The organism is Parageobacillus caldoxylosilyticus (assembly GCF_019272935.1).
In the GTDB taxonomy this organism is placed as follows: Bacteria; Bacillota; Bacilli; order Bacillales; family Anoxybacillaceae; genus Saccharococcus; species Saccharococcus caldoxylosilyticus.
In genome coordinates this window covers 1,102,177-1,122,359 of sequence record NZ_CP040553.1, presented here as the reverse complement: position 1 = coordinate 1,122,359, position 20,183 = coordinate 1,102,177, and the positions used below count along the sequence as shown (strand labels likewise).

Sequence of the window (20,183 nt, the reverse complement as noted above, 5' to 3'; positions counted from 1 at the left end):
GGAGGTATAAGCAGTTTGTTAAACATCTATAAAAATGTATGAAATCATGTAAATATCTCCTGTTCTTGGACGTGGAGAGGTGGATGTTCTCCATCTTTTTCATCGTCTCCTGTCTGATGATAAAAAATCATCTCCCCCTTCCTCATGTAAAAAGGAGATGAAGAAGAATTGACGAATATATGTTCTAAAGGATCTAAACATAGGGGGAAGGCAAGGGGATGAAAACGGTTCGGGTGATGAAAATCGTTTCCGATGATGAAACACAACTTCACTCATTAGACGAGTTGATGCGCGTCTTTGGTTCCGCGAAGCGATACGCGTTCAACCGTTTGCTGGAAGGAAGGAACGCAAAAGAAATCATCAAGCACCTTCCGCACCAATTTCGGCTCAACAAACGGTATGCCGAAGACGCGGTCCTGCTTGCTCAAGCGCTAATTTCTTCCCAACGTGAGCTGCTTCCAACGCGCTTGGAGGATGTGCGGGTGAAAATCGAAAAAACCGAAAAGAAAATCGATGAGTATCAACACGGAAGAAAAACACCGAAAAAAGTCGATCTTCCAACATGTCTAGGTGGATTGCACCAACGGTTAGAAAAGCTCAAAGCGAAAGAAGCCGAGCTAAAGCGCCATCTCGACCAAAGAACGATTCCACGTGTGATTTTTGGCGGGAAACAAAATTTTTATAAGCGTCTAAAAGGAAAAATCACGAACGAAGAATGGAAAGATGTGCGCTCGAATCAGTTATACGCCAGAGGCGATAAAAGCAAAAAAGGAAATTTAAATATTCGCCTCCTGTATGACGACAACACCTATGAATGTTATGTGGAAATCGCGAATCCGCTTGGACAACAGGAAAGCAAAACCGCTCCCCGTTTACGATTCCCTGTGTCTGTTCCTGAAAAATATGAAGAGGAAATCATCAACCTCGTCATGGGAGAACAAGTCGGAGTGAATGCAAAAGGAAAGCCGATCATTAACTATCAACCGTACACCGTCGAAATCAAACGTAAGAACGGGGAATATTACATTCATCTCATCTATGAAGAAGAGGTATATGGCAGGGAACTTACCTACGATGAACCAATTCAAGCGGAACGAATCGCTGGGATGGATATCAATATTGACCGCATCGCCGTGAGCATCGTTTCGAAACAGGGAAACTTTCTTCAATCAAAGGTGTTTTACTGCCATGAACTCGAATATGTGCGGGCGAATAAACGAAACAACATCGTTGGAGAAACCGTACGAGATGTGTATGACTGGCTGCTTCAAGAGAATGTTGGGGCAGTGGTCATCGAAAACATCCAACTAAGACAACAACATGATACGGACAAAAGATTTAACCGTTTCACCCACAACTTCAAAAAGAAAAAACTGACTGATACCATCATTCGTCGGGGGATGCGGCTTGGGTTTCGCATCAAAAAAGTGAATCCGGCATATACCAGCGTCATCGGACGTTTCAAGTATAGGAAAAAGTATAGGTTATCCGTTCATGAAAGTGCCGCTTTGGTGATTGGCAGACGTGGATTAGGGTATCGTGAACGATTGCCAAAAGAACTCATTCACATCATAAAAACGAAAGTGAAACGCCATTTGGTTGCCGTGTTAGGGTCAATGGAAGAATCCTACAAGCAATCAAAAAGCGGAACGAAACAACGACAATATCTAGGTAGGATGTTAAAAAAGATCGAGAACTTCAAAGAGGAACATGAATGGTCATTATGGAATGTATTGCACAAATGTTGTTGGCTGAACCAGGACCAAATTCAACTGAAGGAGGTGTAGACCTGGTTGCTAAAATCGTTGTCGTGTACTGACCGATGGAAGGAATGGTGCACGACAGGTGCCGTCGCTAACAGCGAACCACGGGGTGTTTTTCACAGCAGGTGAATGACAAGGGGATTCCCTTCCTGATGGAACTCGGTGAGAATCCGAGCGGCAAGCAGTTTTGCTGGTTCCATCGCGAGGAGTCGATTTTTATAGATTTTAGTAACCAGGAATACATAGATGCGTGTTCTTGTCGTCGGCGCCGGCGCAGTCGGCGGTTATTTTGGCGGAAGATTGCTGGAAAAAGGAGTCGATGTGACATTTCTTGTCCGCGAGCGGAGGAAAAAACAGCTGCAGGAGAGGGGGCTGGTGATTCATAGCGTTCACGGCGATGCGGTGCTGTCTCCAAAGCTGCTTGTGACAGGCGAGCAGGCCGAGCCGTTTGATGTCGTCATTTTTTCCAACAAAGCATATCATCTGCCGGAAGCAATCCGCGACGCGAAACCGTATGTAGGCGAAGCAACGATGATTTTGCCGCTGTTAAACGGCATGGCGCATATGGACATGCTTTGGAAGGAATTTGGCAAAGACAATGTGCTCGGCGGGCTTTGCTTTATTGAAGCAACGTTGAATGAAAATGGGGAAATCGTACAAACGAGCGCTTCCCACGATGTCCGCTTTGGCGAATGGTCCGGGGAGCGGACGGAACGCGTTCTTGCGCTGGAACAATTATTTTCCGGCTGCAACGCCCGTTTCCGTTTAAGCGAGCACATTGTAATAGATATGTGGAATAAATATTTATTTATTGCAACGATGTCGGGAGTGACGACGCTGTTTCGCGCGCCGATCGGCCCGATTCGGTCGGGAGAATACGGACAAGAAATTGTGGATGGTTTGCTGAGAGAGATTGCGGCTGTCATGCAGGCGCATGGCGCTCCATTGACGGAAGAAATGGTCGATCAGCAATTGGCCCAGTTAAATAAAATCGAAGCGGCAATGAAATCATCGATGCAGCGCGATATGGAAAAAGGGCAGCTGATTGAAGCCGACCATTTGCAAGGCTACTTGCTTTCATTGGCCAAACAATACGAAATCGAAACGCCGCTGTTAAAAGTTGTTTACCATAATCTGGAAATTTATAAAAAGCGAGCGTGAAAACCCCTAGCTTCAGCTATGGAGATGAGAGCGAGCGTCGGACGAGGGAGGGGGTTAACCCTCTCGCAAGTCCGACGTTTTTTCCCATCTGCTTTGTTAGATATATTTTGATTGTATCTAACGTTTTGTATTAGAATTTCGAATTTCATTAGGTGAGAAGTATGAGAAAAGTGGAAAATAACTGAAACATTGTGTATGACTGCAAGTATCATGTCGTATTCTGTCCGAAGTATCGTAAGAAAGTACTTGTTCCTCCAGTAAGTGAACGATGAAAAGAACTGTTCCAATCAAAGGCACTAGAACTACAAGCAGAAATTGCGGAAATGGAAATTATGCCGGATCATGTACATCTATTGATCCAATGCGATCCACAGTTTGATATTCACAGAGTGATTAAGCATTTAAAAGGATATGCGTCCCGAATACTGCGTCAAGAGTTCCCGCATTTAAAATCACGCTTACCATCCCTATGGACAAACTCTTACTTTGTAGCAACCGTTGGGACGGTGTCCCTGGATGTAGTAAAACGCAATTGCCCGAAGAAAGGAAAACCAACGGTTGAAGTAGTTGGAAATAAGATCAAACTGCCAAAGTTAGGATGGGTAACGTTTGCGAAATCAAGAGAAGTCGAAGGAAAAATCCTTTCTGCTACGATCCGCCGCAATCCAACAGGCAAATATTTTGTATCTATCGTTTGTGAAACCGAAATCGAGCCATTGCCAACTTCCAAAAAAGCAGTCGGCGTGGATCTTGGTTTAAAAGATTTCGCCATTCTCTCTACTGGAGAAAAAATCAATGCACCAAAATACTTCAGAAAGTACGAAAAGAAGCTAGCTAGGTGGCAACGAATCCTATCTCGTCGCCAAAAAGGCGGTTCTAACTGGAACAAAGCACGCTTAAAAGTGGCTCGAATTCATGAAAAAATCGTCAATGCAAGACGTGACTTTCTACATAAGTTGTCCACCAAACTGATTGACGAAAACCAAGTAATCTGTTTGGAGGATTTGCAAGTAAAAAACATGGTTAAGAATCATCATCTGGCAAAATCCATCACAGATGCGTCTTGGTCTGAGTTTGTAGATATGTTGGAATATAAGGCGAAATGGTATGGCAGAACCATCGTAAAAATGGACAAACAATTTCCATCTTCACAACGTTGCTCTGGTTGTGGCTATCAAAACAAAGAAGTCAAAAACCTAAACTTGCGCGTGTGGACATGTCCGAGTTGCGGAGCGCACCATGACCGGGACGTAAACGCAGCTATAAACATCTTACAAGAAGGGATAAGACTATTCACCGCCGGGCCGGCGGGTTGAGCTTGATCCATTTCTCTTCGGTAGAAGGGATTACCCAAGAATCCCCTGCCTTTAGGCATGGGGAGTGGTCAAGAGGCGAATCGCTCCAAAACAGAGTAAGAAAGGGAAAAAGCGCAGCCTTCCGATATGTGTCGAAAAGAAGGCTGCCTTCTTTTTGCAAAAAAGATTGTATATCACCATCATGTAGTGTACAGTTAATAGTGAAAACGTATGCACAAAAAGAGGAGGATACAGCCTTGAAGAAAGCTTGGTGGAAAGAAGGAGTGGCGTATCAAATTTATCCAAGAAGCTTCATGGATGCAAACGGCGACGGAATCGGCGATCTTCGCGGAATTATCGAAAAGCTTGATTATTTACAAGACCTTGGAATTGATATTATATGGATATGTCCGATCTATAAGTCGCCAAACGCCGATAACGGATATGATATCAGCGATTACCATGCGATTATGGAAGAGTTCGGAACGATGGAAGATTTCGATATGTTGCTGAAGGAAATTCACCGGCGCGGCATGAAGGTGATTTTAGATTTAGTCATTAACCATACAAGCGATGAACATCCATGGTTTATCGAATCGCGTTCATCAAGGGACAACCCGAAGCGGGATTGGTATATTTGGCGCGATGGAAAAAACGGACGGGAGCCGAACAACTGGGCAAGTATTTTTGGCGGCTCCGCCTGGGAGTACGATGCGAAAACCGACCAATATTATTTGCATATCTTTGATGTAAAGCAGCCAGATTTGAACTGGGAAAATGAAGAAGTGCGCAAAGCGCTTTATCAAATGATTAATTGGTGGCTCGATAAAGGCATTGACGGCTTCCGCGTCGACGCGATTTCCCACATTAAGAAAAAGCCGGGACTGCCGGATTTGCCGAATCCAAAAGGATTGGATTATGTTCCGTCTTTTGCCGGCCATATGAACCAAGAGGGGATTATGGATTATTTAAAAGAGCTGAAAATGCAAACGTTTGCGCAATACGATATTATGACGGTCGGGGAAGCGAACGGCGTGACTGTCGACGATGCTGAACAATGGGTCGGCGAAGAAGACGGTATTTTCAATATGATTTTTCAGTTTGAACATTTAGGATTATGGCAAAAAGGAACGGATGGCGGCGTTGATGTACGCCAGTTAAAGCGCACGCTGACGAAATGGCAAAAGGGGCTGGAAAACCGCGGTTGGAACGCGCTGTTTTTGGAAAACCATGATCAGCCCCGTTCGGTTTCGACATGGGGAAATGACAAGGAATACTTGGTCGAAAGCGCCAAGGCGCTCGGTGCACTCTACTTTTTGATGCAGGGAACACCTTTTATTTACCAAGGCCAGGAAATCGGCATGACGAACGTCCAATTTTCGAATATTGAAGACTACAATGATGTCGCCATTAAAAGAATGTATCAAATCGAACGGAAAAAGGGCCGCTCCCATGAAGAAATTATGAAAGTGATTTGGAAGACGGGGCGCGACAATTCGCGCACGCCAATGCAATGGTCCGACGCGCCAAATGCTGGGTTTACGACGGGAACGCCATGGATGAAAGTGAACGAAAACTATAAGACTATTAACGTTGAGGCACAATTGCGCGACCCGAACTCCGTGCTTTGGTTTTACAAAAAAATGATTCAGCTTCGCAAGACGAACGAAGTGTTCGTTTACGGAACATATGACTTGCTTTTAGAAAAACATCCGACGATTTACGCGTACACAAGAACGCTCGGCGGCGAAAAAGCAGTCATTATTGTGAACCTGAGCGACTGGGCAGCGCTGTACCGTTATGACGGCATCCGCTTGAGCTCCGAAAACTTGGTATTGCAAAACTATGACGTCAAACCACATAAAAACGCAACGCGCTTTAAGCTAATGCCTTATGAGGCGCGCGTGTATTTATTGAAATAGTAGATAGAAGTTATGGGTGATTGAGCAAAAGTAAGCGTCTACACGAAGGGGATAAAAAATAGCAGATTTATTGTTGTTGATTAATCAAGACTGGTACACACGTTTCCATTTCAAAAGGAAGGATTTTTTGTATTGGTGCGGAATATGAATAAAAAAGGAGGAGACCAATCATGGATGACATTCGCTATCCAATAGGAAAGTTTAAAGCACCGGAAGCATTTCGAAAAGAAGATGTCGGGCGTTGGATTGCCGATATTCGCCTAGCGCCTAGCGCATTGAGGGAAGCGGTGCGCGGCTTGAGTGAAGAACAGCTGAATACGCCGTACCGCGATGGCGGATGGACGGTAATTCAAGTAGTGCACCATATCGCCGACGCAAGCATGAATGCGTTTTTGCGCACGAAATGGATTTTAACGGAAGATACGCCGGCGATTAAGCCGTTTGAGGAGAGCGAGTGGGCAAAAACAATTGAAGCCCGCTCGCTGCCGATCGAACCGTCGTTAAAATTGCTCGAAGGCCTTCATGAGCGGTGGGCAAGCCTGCTTGAAGCGCTCGATGAAGAAGATTTCCAGCGGACGTTTTATCATGAAGGAACAAAAGAAACCGCATTTTTATACGTATTAACGGCGCTGTACGCGTGGCACGGGAAGCACCATACGGCGCAAATCACCGCCTTGCGCGAGCGGAAAGGATGGAAATGAAAAGCTGCCAATTAGGCAGCTTTTTTTATCCTAATGATGCAGTTTAACAAGAAAGGGGGAATATACGTGCTCGAAATAATTGCCCCGCCGCTGCCGTCTTTTCTGGCGGGTGGGGAGATGACCTATCAAACTGGCCAGTACCACCCTGACCGGCGCGATATCGGCGTATTTGACTTGCTTATTGTCACAGAAGGATGCCTATTTCTTGGCGAGCAGGGGGAAAAGTATGAAGTGGCAGGCGGGCAGTTTCTTATTCTCTATCCGAATGGCCATCACTATCCGACTGCCGTCTGCCAAACGGAAACACATTTTTATTGGTTTCATTTTTTGGCAGCAAACCGTTGGAAACATGTCGAGAAACCGCCTTCGGAAAAATGCGAGCGGGTGAAACAGAGAAATTTGTTTTCCGAGCAGCCGTTTGCCATTCGCTTGCCGAAATACGGAGCCGCCCGCAATATGGAAGCGGTCGAGCGAATATGCCGGCAGCTTGTCCATTCCTTGAGTGATACTTCCTTTTTTGGCGAATGGCAGCGCCATCTTTGGTTCCAACAACTGCTTCAAGAATTGTGCATGCATACGGCGGCGGATACTCCGTCGCAAGCGGCCGTGGTGGCTGAACGGGCAGCGGAATTTTTGCGAAAAAACTATTACCGTAAAATAAACTACCGCGATCTCGGTGAGGCGCTTCGCTTTCATCCGAATCACATCGCCCGCTGCATGCGCGCCGTATTGGATTGCACGCCAATGGAATACTTGCAGAAAGTAAGAGTAGAACAAGCGCGCCTTCTTCTTGTTTCCAGCGATTTAAGCATTGAACAAATTGCCGAGTGCTGCGGCTTTTCCCAGTCAGCGTATTTCAGCCGAATCTTTAAAAGGTATGAAGGAATGAGTCCGAATGAATTTCGCAAGCAATACGGGCTTCGTTTTACAAAAGATGCAATGTTACGATAATACAAATTGTTGTTATGATTACATCTATTTATTTACATAGTGGGACAGTAAAATGAGGAAAATGAAGTTTTATTAGCGCATGTTTTCCATTTTCTTTCTAAATGGGGGTTGGAAAAGTGTAAATAGATGTGCAGCGACGGATTTTATGGATTATAGGATGGGAGATTGGGCGAGAAAGAGGGGAAAGCATGTCTGTTTTTCGAAAATTAAAGCAGTTTTATCTTCCGTATAAAAAAGATTTTATTTGGTCGATGATTTTCTTGCTTGTTGTGACGGGGATTACGGTCGTATACCCGATGATTTTGCAACAGACGATTGACACCGTCATTCTCGGCGGGCAATACGATTTGGTGCCGTGGATGGCGCTTGGATTTATCGCGATCATGGCGCTGAAGGCATGGTCGACGTTTATCCAGCATTATTTGGCCGACATGTTTGGCATTCAATCAGTCCGCGCGCTGCGGGATGCGCTCTATGAAAAATTGCAGCGCCTGCCGTTTGGCTATTATGATAACGCGAAAACCGGCGATTTGATGTCCCGTCTGACGTCGGATGTCGAAGGATTTCGTTTCTTTTTGGCGTTCGGTTTTTCCGAATTATTGCGGTTTCTCATTATGGTCGGCGCGAGCTTCTGTGTCATGCTATATTATTCTCCAACACTAACATTTGTGACTGTCGCCGCGCTGCCGTTTTTGGCCGTCGTCGTTTACCAGTTTGACAAACGCGTGCATCCCGCCTTTCGTGGCATTCGCCAGTCGTTTGGGAAACTGAATACAAAAGTGCAGGAAAACATCAGCGGGATTCATACTGTAAAGGCGCTTTCGAAAGAAGCGACGGAAATCGAGCGTTTTAATGAAAAGAACGGGAATTTGCGAACGAGCCAGCTTGTGACATCGGCGCTGTGGGCCAAATATTTTCCGCTTATGGAGGCGATCGGCAACATTTGCGTTGTGCTGCTGCTCGCGTACGGCGGCTACCTTGTGACGCATCACCAGCTGCAGCCGGGCGAGCTGGTTGCTTTTTACAGCTTGACGTGGTACATTTTAGGGCCGATTATGCAGCTTGGCTTTACGATAAATATGTTTTCGCAGGCAAAAGCATCTGGGGAACGGCTGTTGGAGATTTTAGAAGCGGAAGAAACGATTCGTGATGACAAGGCAGACGCTTCGCTAACAACGATTCGCGGAGAAGTCGAATTCCGCAACGTCACCTTGCATTATCGAAACAAGGCCGCTTTGGCGTTGGAAAATATCTCCTTCTACGCACATCCTGGGAAAACGATCGGGCTCATCGGTGCAACCGGTTCGGGAAAATCGAGCATTACCCATTTGATTTCGCGCTTTTATGAACGAAACAAAGGGGAAATTTTGATTGATGGGCTCCCGATTGAGCATTATCCGTTAAAAACGCTGCGCTCCCACGTCGGCGTCGTCATGCAGGAAACGTTTTTATTCTCGTCGACGATTAAAGCCAATATCGCTTACGGACGGCCGGATGCGACGATGGAAGAGATTATCGAAGCGGCGAAGCGGGCCGGGGCGCATGATTTTATTATGGAACTTCCAGAGGGATACGACACGATTCTTGGCGAACGCGGCTTAGGGCTTTCCGGCGGGCAAAAGCAGCGCATTGCGATTGCCAGGGCGATTTGCAAAAATCCAAGCATTCTTATTTTAGACGACGCGACAAGCGCGGTCGATATGGAAACGGAATTTCGCATCCAATCGGCGCTGCGCGAAGTGATGAAAGGAAAAACGACGTTTATTATCGCCCACCGCATTTCTTCGTTGAAACATGCTGATGAAATTTTCGTGCTGGATCAAGGCAGAATTGTCGAACGCGGCACCCATGAGGAGCTGCTGCGGCAAAACGGATTATATAAACGCATTTATGATATTCAATATCGAGATCAGGCGACAGTTCTTCAGGAAACGGCAAGGTAGGTGAAAAAGATGAACATAGCAGAGAAAAAACGGCTGGTGATGGAGCGATTTCATTACCCGCAAGACGTGGCGATTGATAAACCGTTTAACTGGCGGCAAATGTGGCGGCTTTTAGGCTATTTAAAGCCGTACGTGACGAATTTGCTGCCGCTTTCGTTTACGACGGTGATGGTGGCTACCGTCGTGCGGCTCCTGCTGCCGATTTTAATCGGCGTGTACATGTTTGACAAAGCGATCATCCAAAAAAATACGAAACTGTTAACGATGCTCGTTCTTTTGATTGCCGGCTTATACCTTCTTTTATATGTGGCAAATTTTTTGCGCATCCGCTGGATGAACATGCTTGGGCAAAACGTCATTTACGATTTGCGCAAACATTTGTTTACGCATGTGCAAATGTTGTCGCACCGCTTTTTTGAACAGCGTTCCGCAGGGTCGATTTTGGTGCGCATCATGAATGACACGACATCGCTGCAAGACTTGTTTACCAACGGCGTGGTGAATTTGCTGACGGATGTCTTGCTGCTTGTCGGGATCATTACTATTTTGCTTTCGCTCAATGTGAAGCTGACGATCGCGATTATGGTGATTTTGCCGATCATGTTTTTCATTTCAACGAGCCTGCGGAAGCGAATCCGCGCTTCCTGGCAACGGGTGCGCATCAAACAGTCAAAATTAAACTCGCATTTGAATGAAAGCCTGCAAGGCATCCGCGTGACCCAGTCGTTCACGCAAGAGCAGGAGAACAGCGAGTACTTTCACGGGGTAAACGAAGAAAACTTTGCTACTTGGAAAGAAGCGGTCAAGAAAAACGCGATGTTCAGTCCGTTTGTCGAAATGACGACAGCGCTAGGAACGGCGATTTTAATATGGTATGGAGCGGCTTTGATTCAACATGACGAATGCACGATTGGCGAGTTTGTTTCTTTTTCTTTCTATTTAGGCATGTTTTGGGAGCCGATTTCGCGGCTTGGGCAAGTGTACAATCAAATTTTAATGGGAATGGCGTCATCAGAACGGATTTTTGAGTTTTTGGATGAACGGCCGCTGGTCGGCGAGGCGGAAAATCCGATTGTCATCGAGCATATCCACGGGCGCATCGATTTTGAAAACGTCGAGTTTTCCTATGATGACAAACGGAAAGCGTTAAAGGGGATTTCGCTCACGATTCATCCGGGGGAAACGGTCGCGCTTGTCGGCCATACCGGGTCGGGGAAAACGACGATTGCCAATTTAATCAGCCGCTTTTACGATGCGACCGGCGGCGTCATCAAAATTGACGGCCATCCGATTCGGCAAATTTCGCTGGCCAGCCTGCGCTCGCAGGTAAGCATCGTGCTGCAGGATACGTTTATTTTCTCCGGAACGATTATGGAAAATATCCGCTTCGGCAATCCGGGCGCGAGCGACGAGGATGTCATCGCCGCGGCAAAAGCAGTCGGGGCGCATGATTTTATTATGAAGCTGCCGAACGGATATGAAACGGAAGTGGAAGAGCGCGGAAATATTTTATCGGTCGGACAGCGCCAGCTCCTTTCGTTTGCGCGCACCTTGCTTGCCGACCCGAAAATTTTAATTTTAGATGAAGCAACGGCAAGCATCGATACGGAAACGGAGCTTGTTATCCAGCAAGCATTGAAAAAGCTGCTGAAAGGAAGAACGGCGATTATTATCGCCCACCGCCTTTCGACGATCCGCGATGCCGATAACATCATCGTGCTTGACCACGGCGAAATCATCGAACAGGGAACGCACGAGGAGCTGATGCGAAAGCACGGCACCTATTACGAGCTGATTAAAGCGCAGCATAAAATGCTGGAAGTGTAACGATGTAAAGAGACTGACCACATTTCGGTTAGTCTCTTTTCCCTTGGATATAGAGAGAGGTGGGCTTCAATGACAAATTTTTGGCGGCTGCGGTCCAATTTTGTTTTATTTATCCATGCAGGCTGTTTGCCGGTTAATAGAAAATATAAAAGGTAGCAGAAAGAAGTGATTAAGCTTTTTCGCCGCCATTTTTTTAGCTATATGTTATACTACAAAATATTAAGGGGTACGAAATAAAATACCATTTAGAGGGAGGATGTTTTGTGAACATACAACAGAGCAAAGCATGGGCAGTGACAAAAGAAAGAATATGGACAAAAGATTTTGTCCTCATTTGTTTAGCCAACTTTTTTGTTTTTCTTGGCTTTCAAATGACATTGCCGACAATTCCGCTGTTTGTTGAGCATCTTGGCGGCAATGACCAGCTGATCGGCTTAGTGGTCGGGATTTTCACCTTTTCGGCATTAATTATGCGGCCGTTTGCCGGTCATGCATTAGAAACAAAGGGGCGGCGTTTTGTCTTTTTGTTAGGGCTTGCGATCTTTGTTCTTTCGGTAGGATCGTACAGCTTTATTACGAGCATTTTATTGTTGTTTATGATGAGGGTTATTCAAGGGATCGGCTGGGGGTTTTCAACTACTGCCTCAGGCACGATTGCTACGGACATCATCCCTGCTAGCCGCAGAGGCGAAGGAATGGGATATTACGGGCTGTCAGGAAACTTAGCGCTGGCATTTGGACCGTCGCTTGGATTATTGCTTGCCAGCGTGTTGTCGTTTACCCCCCTTTTCTTGATTTGCGCCGCATTAGGATTGGCTTCCTTATTGTTCGCTGCGAATATTACATATAAAAAAGTCGAACCGCCGCGAAAGCAGGCACAGCGCAAATGGGACATTTACGAAAAAAGTGCGTTAGAGCCTTCGATCCTGCTTTTTTTTCTGACCGTGACATTTGGCGGAATTGCTTCGTTTCTACCACTATATACTACAGAAAAAGGAATTTCAGGAATTCAATGGTATTTTCTGCTTTATGCGCTTGCCTTAATGGTAACAAGAACGTTTGCCGGCCAATTGTATGACAAAAAAGGACATCAGGTCGTATTTATTCCGGGTGCCGCGCTTATTTTGCTGGCGATGTTATTGTTGGCATGGCTGCCGAACAGCATGATGCTATTTACGGCAGCAATTCTTTACGGACTTGGATTCGGAACAGTGCAGCCGGCGTTGCAGGCATGGTCTGTCGAACGGGCGGCGAGAGACCGTAAAGGAATGGCAAACGCCACCTTTTTTGCCTTTTTCGATTTAGGAGTCGGGGTCGGCGCGATGGTCTTCGGGCAAATCAGCCATTGGTTCGGCTACTCCAGCATTTATCTTGCCGCGGCTTTGTCTGTGTTCATCTCTATCAGCTTTTATCTCTATATTTTGCAAAAACATAAAAAAGCAAACGCTTAGGGATGTTGAACCACCTAAGCGTTTTTTGTTCTGATGGATTATCGGCGCGAACGCACTTCATAAATCGCAAATTTTAAATAATCGCCTTCATCGGCGGCAAGCAGCTTCGGATGGTCGTAGCCGGCGCCGTTCCAATATACTCGCCGCAAAATTTTCTTTGCGTCAAATGCCGCTTCGGCGACCATCTCTTCGAACATATGCGGGCGGACATGGTACGAGCAGCTCGATGTAACGAAAAAGCCGCCGTCTTTGACAAGCTTTAAGCCGTTTAAGTTAATGTCTTTGTAGCCGCGCAGCGCTTTCGGAACGGCATGCGCGGATTTGGCGAACGCCGGCGGGTCGATGATGACGACATCCCATTGTTTTCCGTCGCGAACCGCTTCGCGCAAATAGTCAAAAGCGTTGGCGACGACAAATTCGACGTTCGTAAAGCCGTTTAAGGCCGCATTGCGTTTCGCTGTTTCAATCGCGTGTTCGGAAATATCGACCGCGGTGACGTGCTTTGCTCCGTATAAGCAGGCGTTCAGCATAAATGAACCCGTATGGGTAAAGCAGTCAAGCACCGTTGTGCTGCTGTCAATGAGCGGTTTAATTGCCGCGCGGTTTTGCCGCTGGTCGAAGAAAAACCCGGTCTTTTGCCCGTTTTCAATATCGACGATATATTTGACGCCGTTTTCTTCAATGAGCACTTCCGTTTCTGCTTCGCCGTACCAAAAGCCTTTTTCCTGCTCTAATCCTTCGAGTTCGCGGACGTACACGTCATTGCGCAAATAAATCGCCCGCGGCTGAAACACTTCCAGTAAGCCGCGCAAAATCCAGTCTTTCCGTTTTTCCATGCCGAGGGAAAGAATTTGCGCGACAAGCACGTCTTCGTATTTATCTACGATCAGCCCCGGCAAAAAGTCGGCTTCCCCGTAAATGGCGCGGCATGAGCGGACGCCGGGAATCATCCGTTCGCGGTACGCCCATGCTTGACGGATTCGCTCAACGAAAAATTGCTCATTTAACTCATCTTCGGGATTTTGCGTCAATATGCGGACAATCATTTGCGATTTTGGGTTAATATAGCCTTTGGCTAAAAAGTAGTGCTGATGGTTGTATACATCGACGAAATCTCCCGGTGCAAAATCGCCTTCAATATGATCGACTTCACTTTGAAAAATCCATGGATGCCCTTGCTCGAGCCGTTTTTTCCGGTTTCGCTTTAAAAATACTTTCGCCACATTACCCACTCCAATATGATAGTAGTCGTTTGCGTTTTTATGATACCGAATTGCAGGCAAAGACGCAATGAAGGCAGCGTCTGTCGACATTTGGCAGGATGATTTTTTGAGATACCGAATACGGAAATGATGTGGAATAGAAAAAAGGGTTGACAACCATTTACCGAGTGATATGATAAACTCAAACGAGAAAATTTCATAACGGACGCAATCCACTAGGGGGGCCTTTAGAAAGGCTGAGATCAAAGTGTGCCTTTGAGACCCTTAGAACCTGATCTGGGTAATACCAGCGTAGGGAAGTGGAGCAGCGCAGTCGTGGATCGATATTTTGTTGTAGTTTTGACGGCTCGTATGCAACGCCACTTTCTTTACGCCTTTGTAAAGGAAGTGGCGTTTATTTTTATGAAAAGAGGGGGAGAAGAGGATGTCATTTGCAAAAAAAGTGAGGAAAAAAGCTGACCCGATCTGGCAGGCAAGCTTTCATCATCCGTTTGTAAAAGAACTGGGAGAAGGGACGCTTGATCTAAGGCGTTTTCGCTATTATGTGATGCAGGATGCCTATTATTTACGCCATTTTGCGAGAGTGCAAGCGATTGGAGCGGCGAAGTCTCCAGATCTAGCGACAACCGCAAGGCTGGCGCATCATGCTCAGAGCACATGCGAGGCGGAATTGTCCTTGCATGAAACATTTGCTGAACTGCTTGGCATTACCGACGAAGAAAAAGCGGCTTTTATTCCGGCGCCGACGGCATACGCCTACACGTCCCATATGTACAGAGCGGCGTATGAAGGGCATTTGGGCGATGTCATTGCCGCAATTTTGCCATGCTACTGGCTCTATTATGAAATTGGCGAAAGATTAAAAGATTGCAAGCCAGATGAGCCGATTTATCAAAAATGGATTGGCACGTATAGCTCCGATTGGTTCCGCAGTTTAGTAGAAGAGCAGATCGCCCGGTTGGACGCGATCGCCGAAGCGGTCACGGAAGCGGACCGCAAGCGGATGGAGCAGCATTTTCTTATCAGCAGTGAGTATGAGTACGAATTTTGGGAAATGGCTTATCATTTAGAAACATGGCCATCGGCAAGAAAGGAGATTCAAGCGTATGTCCACAACAACTAAAGGATTGAAACTCGCTGATATTTTGACAACGATTGTTATTGCAGTGATATTCGGCATCATTTATAAAATTTGGGGACCAGTGTACGACTTTGTGAAAGTGTTTGGCTTTCATCTTGATCAATTGATTTACGGCATGTGGTTTATTGCCGCGTCAGTGGCGTATTTGCTCATTCGCAAGCCAGGTGTTGCGCTGTTGGCGGAAATTGCTGCTTCTTCCGGTGAATTGATCATGGGATCCGAGTGGGGGCTTGAAGTACTTATTTACGGAGTGATTCAAGGGCTGTTGGCGGAAGTGGTGTTTGCGGCATTTCGTTATAAGAGATTTGACGTGTTGGTTGTGTCGCTTGGCGCGATTGGAGCGACCATCGGCTCGCTGGTGATGGATTTTTACAAAGGATACATTGAAGCGCTGGCGCCTTGGAATTTGGCATTATTCTTGATTGCCCGCTTTGTCGGCGCGGTGGTCATTTCCGGCTTTTTCGCTGTTTCGCTAGTAAAAGCCTTAGAGAAAACAGGGGTAACGCAAATGTTGCGCCCGGCTTCGAAAGAAGATTATGACGCGCTCGATCGCTGAAAAAGGTGGCGGTGAAGCGATGAAACCAATCGCTGCTGTAGAGCGGCTCCGCTTAAAATTTCCGGGCAAAGATACGCTCCTGTTTAAAGATTTATCGCTCACGTTTTACGAAGGGGAAAAAGTATTGCTGCTCGGTCCATCCGGATGCGGCAAATCGACGTTATTGCAAGTGTTGTCGGGATTGATTCCGCATTCGATCGATGTGCCGATGAAAGCGGAACGTCTGCGGCTTCCGACGAACTGGGGATATGTGTTTCAAGATCCTGACACGCAGTTTTGTATGCCGTTTGCCGATGAGGAAATTGCTTTTGCCCTTGAAAACATCGGTGTGCCGAGAAGCGAGATGCATCAGCGAATCAAAACGCTGTTAGAAAAAGTCGGGCTGTTTATTGAGCCGCATACCGATATTCACACGCTGTCGGGAGGAATGAAACAGCGGCTGGCGCTGGCGTCTGTGTTGGCATTGGAGCCGGATGTACTGTTTTTGGATGAGCCGACGGCGATGATCGATGAGGAAGGAACAAAAGAGATTTGGCAGACGGTGAAACGAATCGCTAAAGAGAAAACGGTCATTATTGTTGAACATAAAATCGATTATGTGCTCGATTTTGTGGACCGCATCATTTTATTTAACAATGACGGGGAAATTATCGCCGATGACAAGGCACAAACGGTGTTTGCCAACTATAAAGACATCATCGCTTCTCAAGGTATTTGGTATCCGGGCGTATGGGAGGAGTATATGGCAAAGCGGCAGCGCCAAAAAACGGAAAGCGGCGGGGAGAAAAGGATATATCTCCGCCAATTTCAAGGCTATCGCTCCAATGAGGTGAAAATCCGCGTTGAAGAAGCGACCGTACATGCAGGGGAGTGGATTGCTGTCACGGGCAAAAATGGCGCCGGAAAAAGCACGCTCTTGCATGCGCTCATGAAGCTGATCCGCACTGATGGAACGTATGAGCTATACGGCAAAGACAGCAAGCAGCTGAAACAGCTGCACCGTTTGCTTGCCTTTGTCTTTCAAAATCCGGAATTTCAGTTTGTCACCAATTCTGTACGCGAAGAGCTTGCTTATTCGCTTCGCTTGGAAAAACGGAAAGAAGAAGAGATTACGGAAACAGTGGAAGGGCTGCTCCGGCAGTTCCATCTTTATGAGCAGCAAGATCAGCATCCATATCAGCTTTCCATGGGGCAAAAGCGCCGTCTAAGCGTCGCCGCTTCGATTGTAAGCGGACAGCAAATTTTTCTTCTTGATGAGCCGACGTTTGGACAGGATGCGAAAAATACGTTTGCGCTTCTTGAACTGCTAGAGTCGTATCGCAGACAAGGGACAACCATCATTATGGTCACCCATGACGAAAATATTGTGAAGCATTTTGCCACCAGAAGATGGGTGATCGAAGACGGGCGGCTCGTCAAGGATGAATCGATTTCCGGGCAGCGGTCAACAGCAGCCGCTCTGTTTGTGTAGGGGGAACAGACGATGAAATGGAATATTCGCTATCGGGAAACATGGCTGCACCAAACAAACCCAAGTTTAAAACTGATCGTGCTTCTGTTTCTGTTTTTGGCTGTATTGTTTATTCATAATCCAAATGTATTAATCAATTTTTCGCTTGCGCTGCTTTTGCTGTTTATGTTCTCTACCGGCTACCCGTGGAAGTTTTTGCTGCTATTGTTTTTGCCATTTCTTCTTATCTTTGTTTCGACCGCTTCGTCGATGATGATGTTTGGCGAGGGGGAGACAACATGGTTTCGCTGGGGGCTGATCCATGTGACGAAGGAAAGCTTTTTGCGCGGGCTGCATATTGGCTTCCGCGCCCTTTCCTTCGCGCTCCTTGGGCTTTTGTTTTCCTTAACGACGAGGCCGGTCCGTTTGTTTTATTCTTTGATGCAGCAGCTAAAGTTAAAACCGAAATACGCTTACAGCTTTTTGGCGGCTGTGCGCTTGCTTCCGATTATGCTCGAGGAGTTTCAGACCGTGCATAATGCGTTAAAAGTGCGGGGAACGGCAAGCCACGGATGGCTAGAAAAAATGAAGCGCTATGCGATTCCGCTCCTGTCGCAAAGCATCCGCCGTGCCCAGCGCATCGCGGTGGCGATGGAAGCAAAGCGCTTTTCCAGCAGCACAGAGCGGACGTTTTACTATGAAATCGGCTTTAACAAACACGATATCGCGCTTGTCGCTCTATTCGCCTTTGTAGCGGCGGCGGCTTATTACACCGGCGTGCATTACCCCTATATTCCGGTTACCGATGTGCGCTAGAAAGCAAGGGACCACAATGACAAAACAGCTTCATCTCATTTCTACGGGAAAACAGTCTGCCGAACAGTTTGCGTCTATTTGTGCCCGCATCCATCCGTATATCGACGCGATTCATGTGCGGGAAAAAAGGAAAACGGCACGCGAGGTTTCCGCGTTCGTTGCCGCTCTCATCGAAAGCGGGGTGCCGCCGCAGAAAATCATTGTCAATGACCGCGTCGATGTGGCGGCGGTGTTTGGCGTAAAAGGGGTGCAGCTGGCGTACCACAGCTTATCGGTATGCCAAGTAAAGCCTCATTTTCCGGCGCTGGCTGTCGGCTGTTCGGTCCATTCGCTTGACGAGGCGAAGGAAGCAGAGAAAAGCGGCGCAGATTTTTGTATCTATGGACATATTTTTCCGACCGCAAGCAAGCCGGGGATGCGGCCGCGCGGAGTTGAATCATTGCGGATTGTTGCAGGTGGCGTTCATATTCCGGTCATTGCAATCGGCGGCATTCACGCGGGGAATGCAGCGCAAGTGCTGCAGGCGGGTGCCGATGGGATCGCCGTGATGTCGGCGGTGTTTTTGGCGAGAGATCCTGTCGCGGAAGCAAAAAAGCTCGCTCATATAGTCAAACAAACATAGTAAATGAACAGGGGAGAGGGATGTTGATGGAACGTCATGATTACGATGTGTTGGTGGTTGGCGGCGGAATTATCGGCGCATCGATTGCATTTCAACTGGCAAAACGACAATTTCGTGTCGGCGTACTCGAAAAAGAACGGATAGCAAGTCAGGCATCCAGCGCAGCGGCGGGAATGCTTGGGGCGCAGTCGGAATTTTTCGAAGAAAGTCCTCTGATTCCGCTTGCATTGAAAAGCCGGGCGTTCGTTCCGGAGCTCGCCGAAGAATTAAAAGAACTGACTGGCATCGATATCGGACTCGTCGAAAAAGGGATGCTGAAAGTGGCGGTGACCGAAGAAGAAGCTGTCGCACTTCGCCGCCATTACGAATTTTGGCGGCAGACGGATTACCCGCCGCGTTGGCTCTCGGCGGATGAGACGAGGAAAATCGAACCGCATGTTTCCTGCGATCTTGCGGCAGCGATGTATATTCCGAAAGACGGCCAAGTAAGCGCTCCCGATTTTGCGCTTGCATTGGCGAACGCTTCGATGGCCTATGGAGCAAAGTGGCATGAGTACACCGAGGCGATGCATTTAAGAAAGCTAGGCGATTCGTACGTAATCGAGACGAATCGCGGAACGTTTGCCGCGGACGTTGTCGTCATCGCTTCAGGGGCATGGTCTTCTCTGCTTCTTGCACAAACAGGTCTTTCTCTTTCGATGTATCCGGTCAAAGGCGAGTGCATCTCTGTGAAAACAGAAACGCCGCTCCTTCAAACGACTGTATTTGCCAAAAGCGGCTGCTATATCGTGCCGAAACGCGGAAACCGGCTGCTTATTGGGGCGACTTCGACGCCGCATACGTTTGACCGAAAAGTATCGGTTCAAGGAATGAGGAGTCTGCTCGAACGCGCATGTCGCCTTCTTCCGGAGTTGGAAAAGGCAGAATGGGAAAAGGCATGGAGCGGCATCCGGCCGCAAACGGGCGATGGTCTGCCGTACATAGGGGAACATCCTCATTACCCGCGCGTTTGGGTGGCGACCGGCCATTACCGTAACGGTATTTTGTTAAGCCCGATTACGGGCGTATTGTTGGCGGATTTAGTGGAAGGAAAAGAAACAGATGTCGATCTTGCTCCGTTTTCCCTCACACGACATCAGACAAAGGTGGGAAAGGAATGAAGCTTATTATTAACGGCGAATCGATTCATGTTCCCGAGCAGGTGAAAACGGTCAGCGATTTGCTTGCGCATTTTCAATTACAAAACAAGCTGGCCGTTGTCGAAGTAAATTTAACCATTATTGAAAAAAGCCAATATGACACGACAACCTTATGCGACGGCGATCAAATTGAAATTGTTCATTTTGTAGGAGGCGGTTGAG

General features: G+C 47.2%; 16 protein-coding genes, 1 pseudogene and 1 riboswitch. Of the genes and pseudogenes, 16 read left to right on the top strand and 1 reads right to left on the bottom strand.

The window, feature by feature from the left end; all coding sequences use genetic code 11:
• The first annotated feature begins 218 nt into the window (after positions 1–218).
• From BV455_RS05675 to BV455_RS05630, 9 genes and pseudogenes are all read left to right on the top strand, one after another.
• Positions 219–1,787 carry an IS200/IS605 family accessory protein TnpB-related protein gene (locus tag BV455_RS05675; RefSeq protein ID WP_218687842.1) on the top strand — a complete coding sequence of 523 codons (1,569 nt, stop codon included), beginning with the start codon at positions 219–221 and terminating at the stop codon, positions 1,785–1,787.
• A gap of 222 nt (positions 1,788–2,009) precedes the next feature.
• A complete protein-coding gene (gene panE / locus BV455_RS05670; protein ID WP_061580299.1) occupies positions 2,010–2,924 on the top strand; it encodes a 2-dehydropantoate 2-reductase in 915 nt (304 codons plus the stop codon).
• A gap of 188 nt (positions 2,925–3,112) precedes the next feature.
• Positions 3,113–4,240: pseudogene (tnpB, locus tag BV455_RS05660) on the top strand (IS200/IS605 family element RNA-guided endonuclease TnpB).
• A 236-nt stretch (positions 4,241–4,476) separates the two neighbouring features.
• The gene (locus BV455_RS05655; protein ID WP_218687841.1) at positions 4,477–6,141 is read left to right on the top strand and encodes a glycoside hydrolase family 13 protein; all 1,665 of its coding nucleotides are present in this window, start codon (positions 4,477–4,479) and stop codon (positions 6,139–6,141) included.
• 170 nt (positions 6,142–6,311) lie between these two features.
• Positions 6,312–6,842, top strand: coding sequence for a YfiT family bacillithiol transferase (locus BV455_RS05650; RefSeq protein WP_061580297.1), 531 nt, complete (start codon positions 6,312–6,314; stop codon positions 6,840–6,842).
• A gap of 66 nt (positions 6,843–6,908) precedes the next feature.
• Entirely contained in the window at positions 6,909–7,793 is an 885-nt protein-coding gene (locus tag BV455_RS05645) for a helix-turn-helix transcriptional regulator (protein WP_052510047.1), read from the top strand.
• A gap of 188 nt (positions 7,794–7,981) precedes the next feature.
• Positions 7,982–9,736, top strand: a complete 1,755-nt coding sequence (locus BV455_RS05640; protein ID WP_218687840.1) for an ABC transporter ATP-binding protein — start codon at positions 7,982–7,984, stop codon at positions 9,734–9,736.
• Positions 9,737–9,745: 9 nt separating this feature from the next.
• Positions 9,746–11,563: an ABC transporter ATP-binding protein gene (locus BV455_RS05635; RefSeq protein ID WP_218687839.1), complete on the top strand. Its 1,818-nt coding sequence runs from the start codon at positions 9,746–9,748 to the stop codon at positions 11,561–11,563.
• 263 nt (positions 11,564–11,826) lie between these two features.
• On the top strand, positions 11,827–13,014 hold the full coding sequence (locus BV455_RS05630) for an MFS transporter (RefSeq protein ID WP_061580295.1): 1,188 nt from the start codon (positions 11,827–11,829) through the stop codon (positions 13,012–13,014).
• Positions 13,015–13,052: 38 nt separating this feature from the next.
• Here the strand turns inward: BV455_RS05630 and BV455_RS05625 are convergent, their stop codons facing one another.
• A complete protein-coding gene (locus BV455_RS05625) occupies positions 13,053–14,237 on the bottom strand; it encodes a class I SAM-dependent rRNA methyltransferase (protein WP_061580294.1) in 1,185 nt (394 codons plus the stop codon).
• Between the two features lie 207 nt (positions 14,238–14,444).
• A riboswitch (TPP riboswitch) is annotated at positions 14,445–14,552 on the top strand.
• Positions 14,553–14,661: 109 nt separating this feature from the next.
• Here BV455_RS05625 and tenA point away from each other — a divergent pair.
• The 7 genes from tenA to thiS are packed head-to-tail and all read left to right on the top strand — an operon-like array spanning position 14,662 to position 20,182.
• The gene (gene tenA, locus BV455_RS05620) at positions 14,662–15,360 is read left to right on the top strand and encodes a thiaminase II (protein WP_042410694.1); all 699 of its coding nucleotides are present in this window, start codon (positions 14,662–14,664) and stop codon (positions 15,358–15,360) included.
• Complete coding sequence (locus tag BV455_RS05615; RefSeq protein ID WP_017435807.1) at positions 15,344–15,934, top strand: ECF transporter S component; 591 nt, start codon at positions 15,344–15,346, stop codon at positions 15,932–15,934. The genes tenA and BV455_RS05615 overlap by 17 nt, the downstream gene beginning before the upstream one ends.
• A gap of 19 nt (positions 15,935–15,953) precedes the next feature.
• Complete coding sequence (locus tag BV455_RS05610; RefSeq protein ID WP_218688016.1) at positions 15,954–17,405, top strand: ABC transporter ATP-binding protein; 1,452 nt, start codon at positions 15,954–15,956, stop codon at positions 17,403–17,405.
• Between the two features lie 12 nt (positions 17,406–17,417).
• Positions 17,418–18,200 carry an energy-coupling factor transporter transmembrane component T family protein gene (locus BV455_RS05605; protein ID WP_218687838.1) on the top strand — a complete coding sequence of 261 codons (783 nt, stop codon included), beginning with the start codon at positions 17,418–17,420 and terminating at the stop codon, positions 18,198–18,200.
• Positions 18,201–18,216: 16 nt separating this feature from the next.
• Positions 18,217–18,822 (top strand): thiazole tautomerase TenI, encoded by a 606-nt coding sequence (gene tenI, locus BV455_RS05600; RefSeq protein WP_042410697.1) that lies wholly within the window; start codon positions 18,217–18,219, stop codon positions 18,820–18,822.
• A 26-nt stretch (positions 18,823–18,848) separates the two neighbouring features.
• On the top strand, positions 18,849–19,982 hold the full coding sequence (gene thiO / locus BV455_RS05595; RefSeq protein ID WP_042410732.1) for a glycine oxidase ThiO: 1,134 nt from the start codon (positions 18,849–18,851) through the stop codon (positions 19,980–19,982).
• Positions 19,979–20,182 (top strand): sulfur carrier protein ThiS, encoded by a 204-nt coding sequence (gene thiS, locus BV455_RS05590; protein ID WP_017435812.1) that lies wholly within the window; start codon positions 19,979–19,981, stop codon positions 20,180–20,182. The genes thiO and thiS overlap by 4 nt, the downstream gene beginning before the upstream one ends.
• Position 20,183 lies beyond the last annotated feature (1 nt).

Bases quoted from the DNA above. Each gene is read 5' to 3' on its own strand.
- tenI (WP_042410697.1), top strand. From the start codon at position 18,217: ATGACAAAACAGCTTCATCTCATTTCTACGGGAAAACAGTCTGCCGAA.
- BV455_RS05610 (WP_218688016.1), top strand. From the start codon at position 15,954: ATGAAACCAATCGCTGCTGTAGAGCGGCTCCGCTTAAAATTTCCGGGC.
- thiS (WP_017435812.1), top strand. From the start codon at position 19,979: ATGAAGCTTATTATTAACGGCGAATCGATTCATGTTCCCGAGCAGGTG.
- BV455_RS05605 (WP_218687838.1), top strand. From the start codon at position 17,418: ATGAAATGGAATATTCGCTATCGGGAAACATGGCTGCACCAAACAAAC.
- BV455_RS05675 (WP_218687842.1), top strand. From the start codon at position 219: ATGAAAACGGTTCGGGTGATGAAAATCGTTTCCGATGATGAAACACAA.
- thiO (WP_042410732.1), top strand. From the start codon at position 18,849: ATGGAACGTCATGATTACGATGTGTTGGTGGTTGGCGGCGGAATTATC.
- BV455_RS05615 (WP_017435807.1), top strand. From the start codon at position 15,344: ATGTCCACAACAACTAAAGGATTGAAACTCGCTGATATTTTGACAACG.
- BV455_RS05635 (WP_218687839.1), top strand. From the start codon at position 9,746: ATGAACATAGCAGAGAAAAAACGGCTGGTGATGGAGCGATTTCATTAC.
- tenA (WP_042410694.1), top strand. From the start codon at position 14,662: ATGTCATTTGCAAAAAAAGTGAGGAAAAAAGCTGACCCGATCTGGCAG.
- panE (WP_061580299.1), top strand. From the start codon at position 2,010: ATGCGTGTTCTTGTCGTCGGCGCCGGCGCAGTCGGCGGTTATTTTGGC.
- BV455_RS05640 (WP_218687840.1), top strand. From the start codon at position 7,982: ATGTCTGTTTTTCGAAAATTAAAGCAGTTTTATCTTCCGTATAAAAAA.
- BV455_RS05650 (WP_061580297.1), top strand. From the start codon at position 6,312: ATGGATGACATTCGCTATCCAATAGGAAAGTTTAAAGCACCGGAAGCA.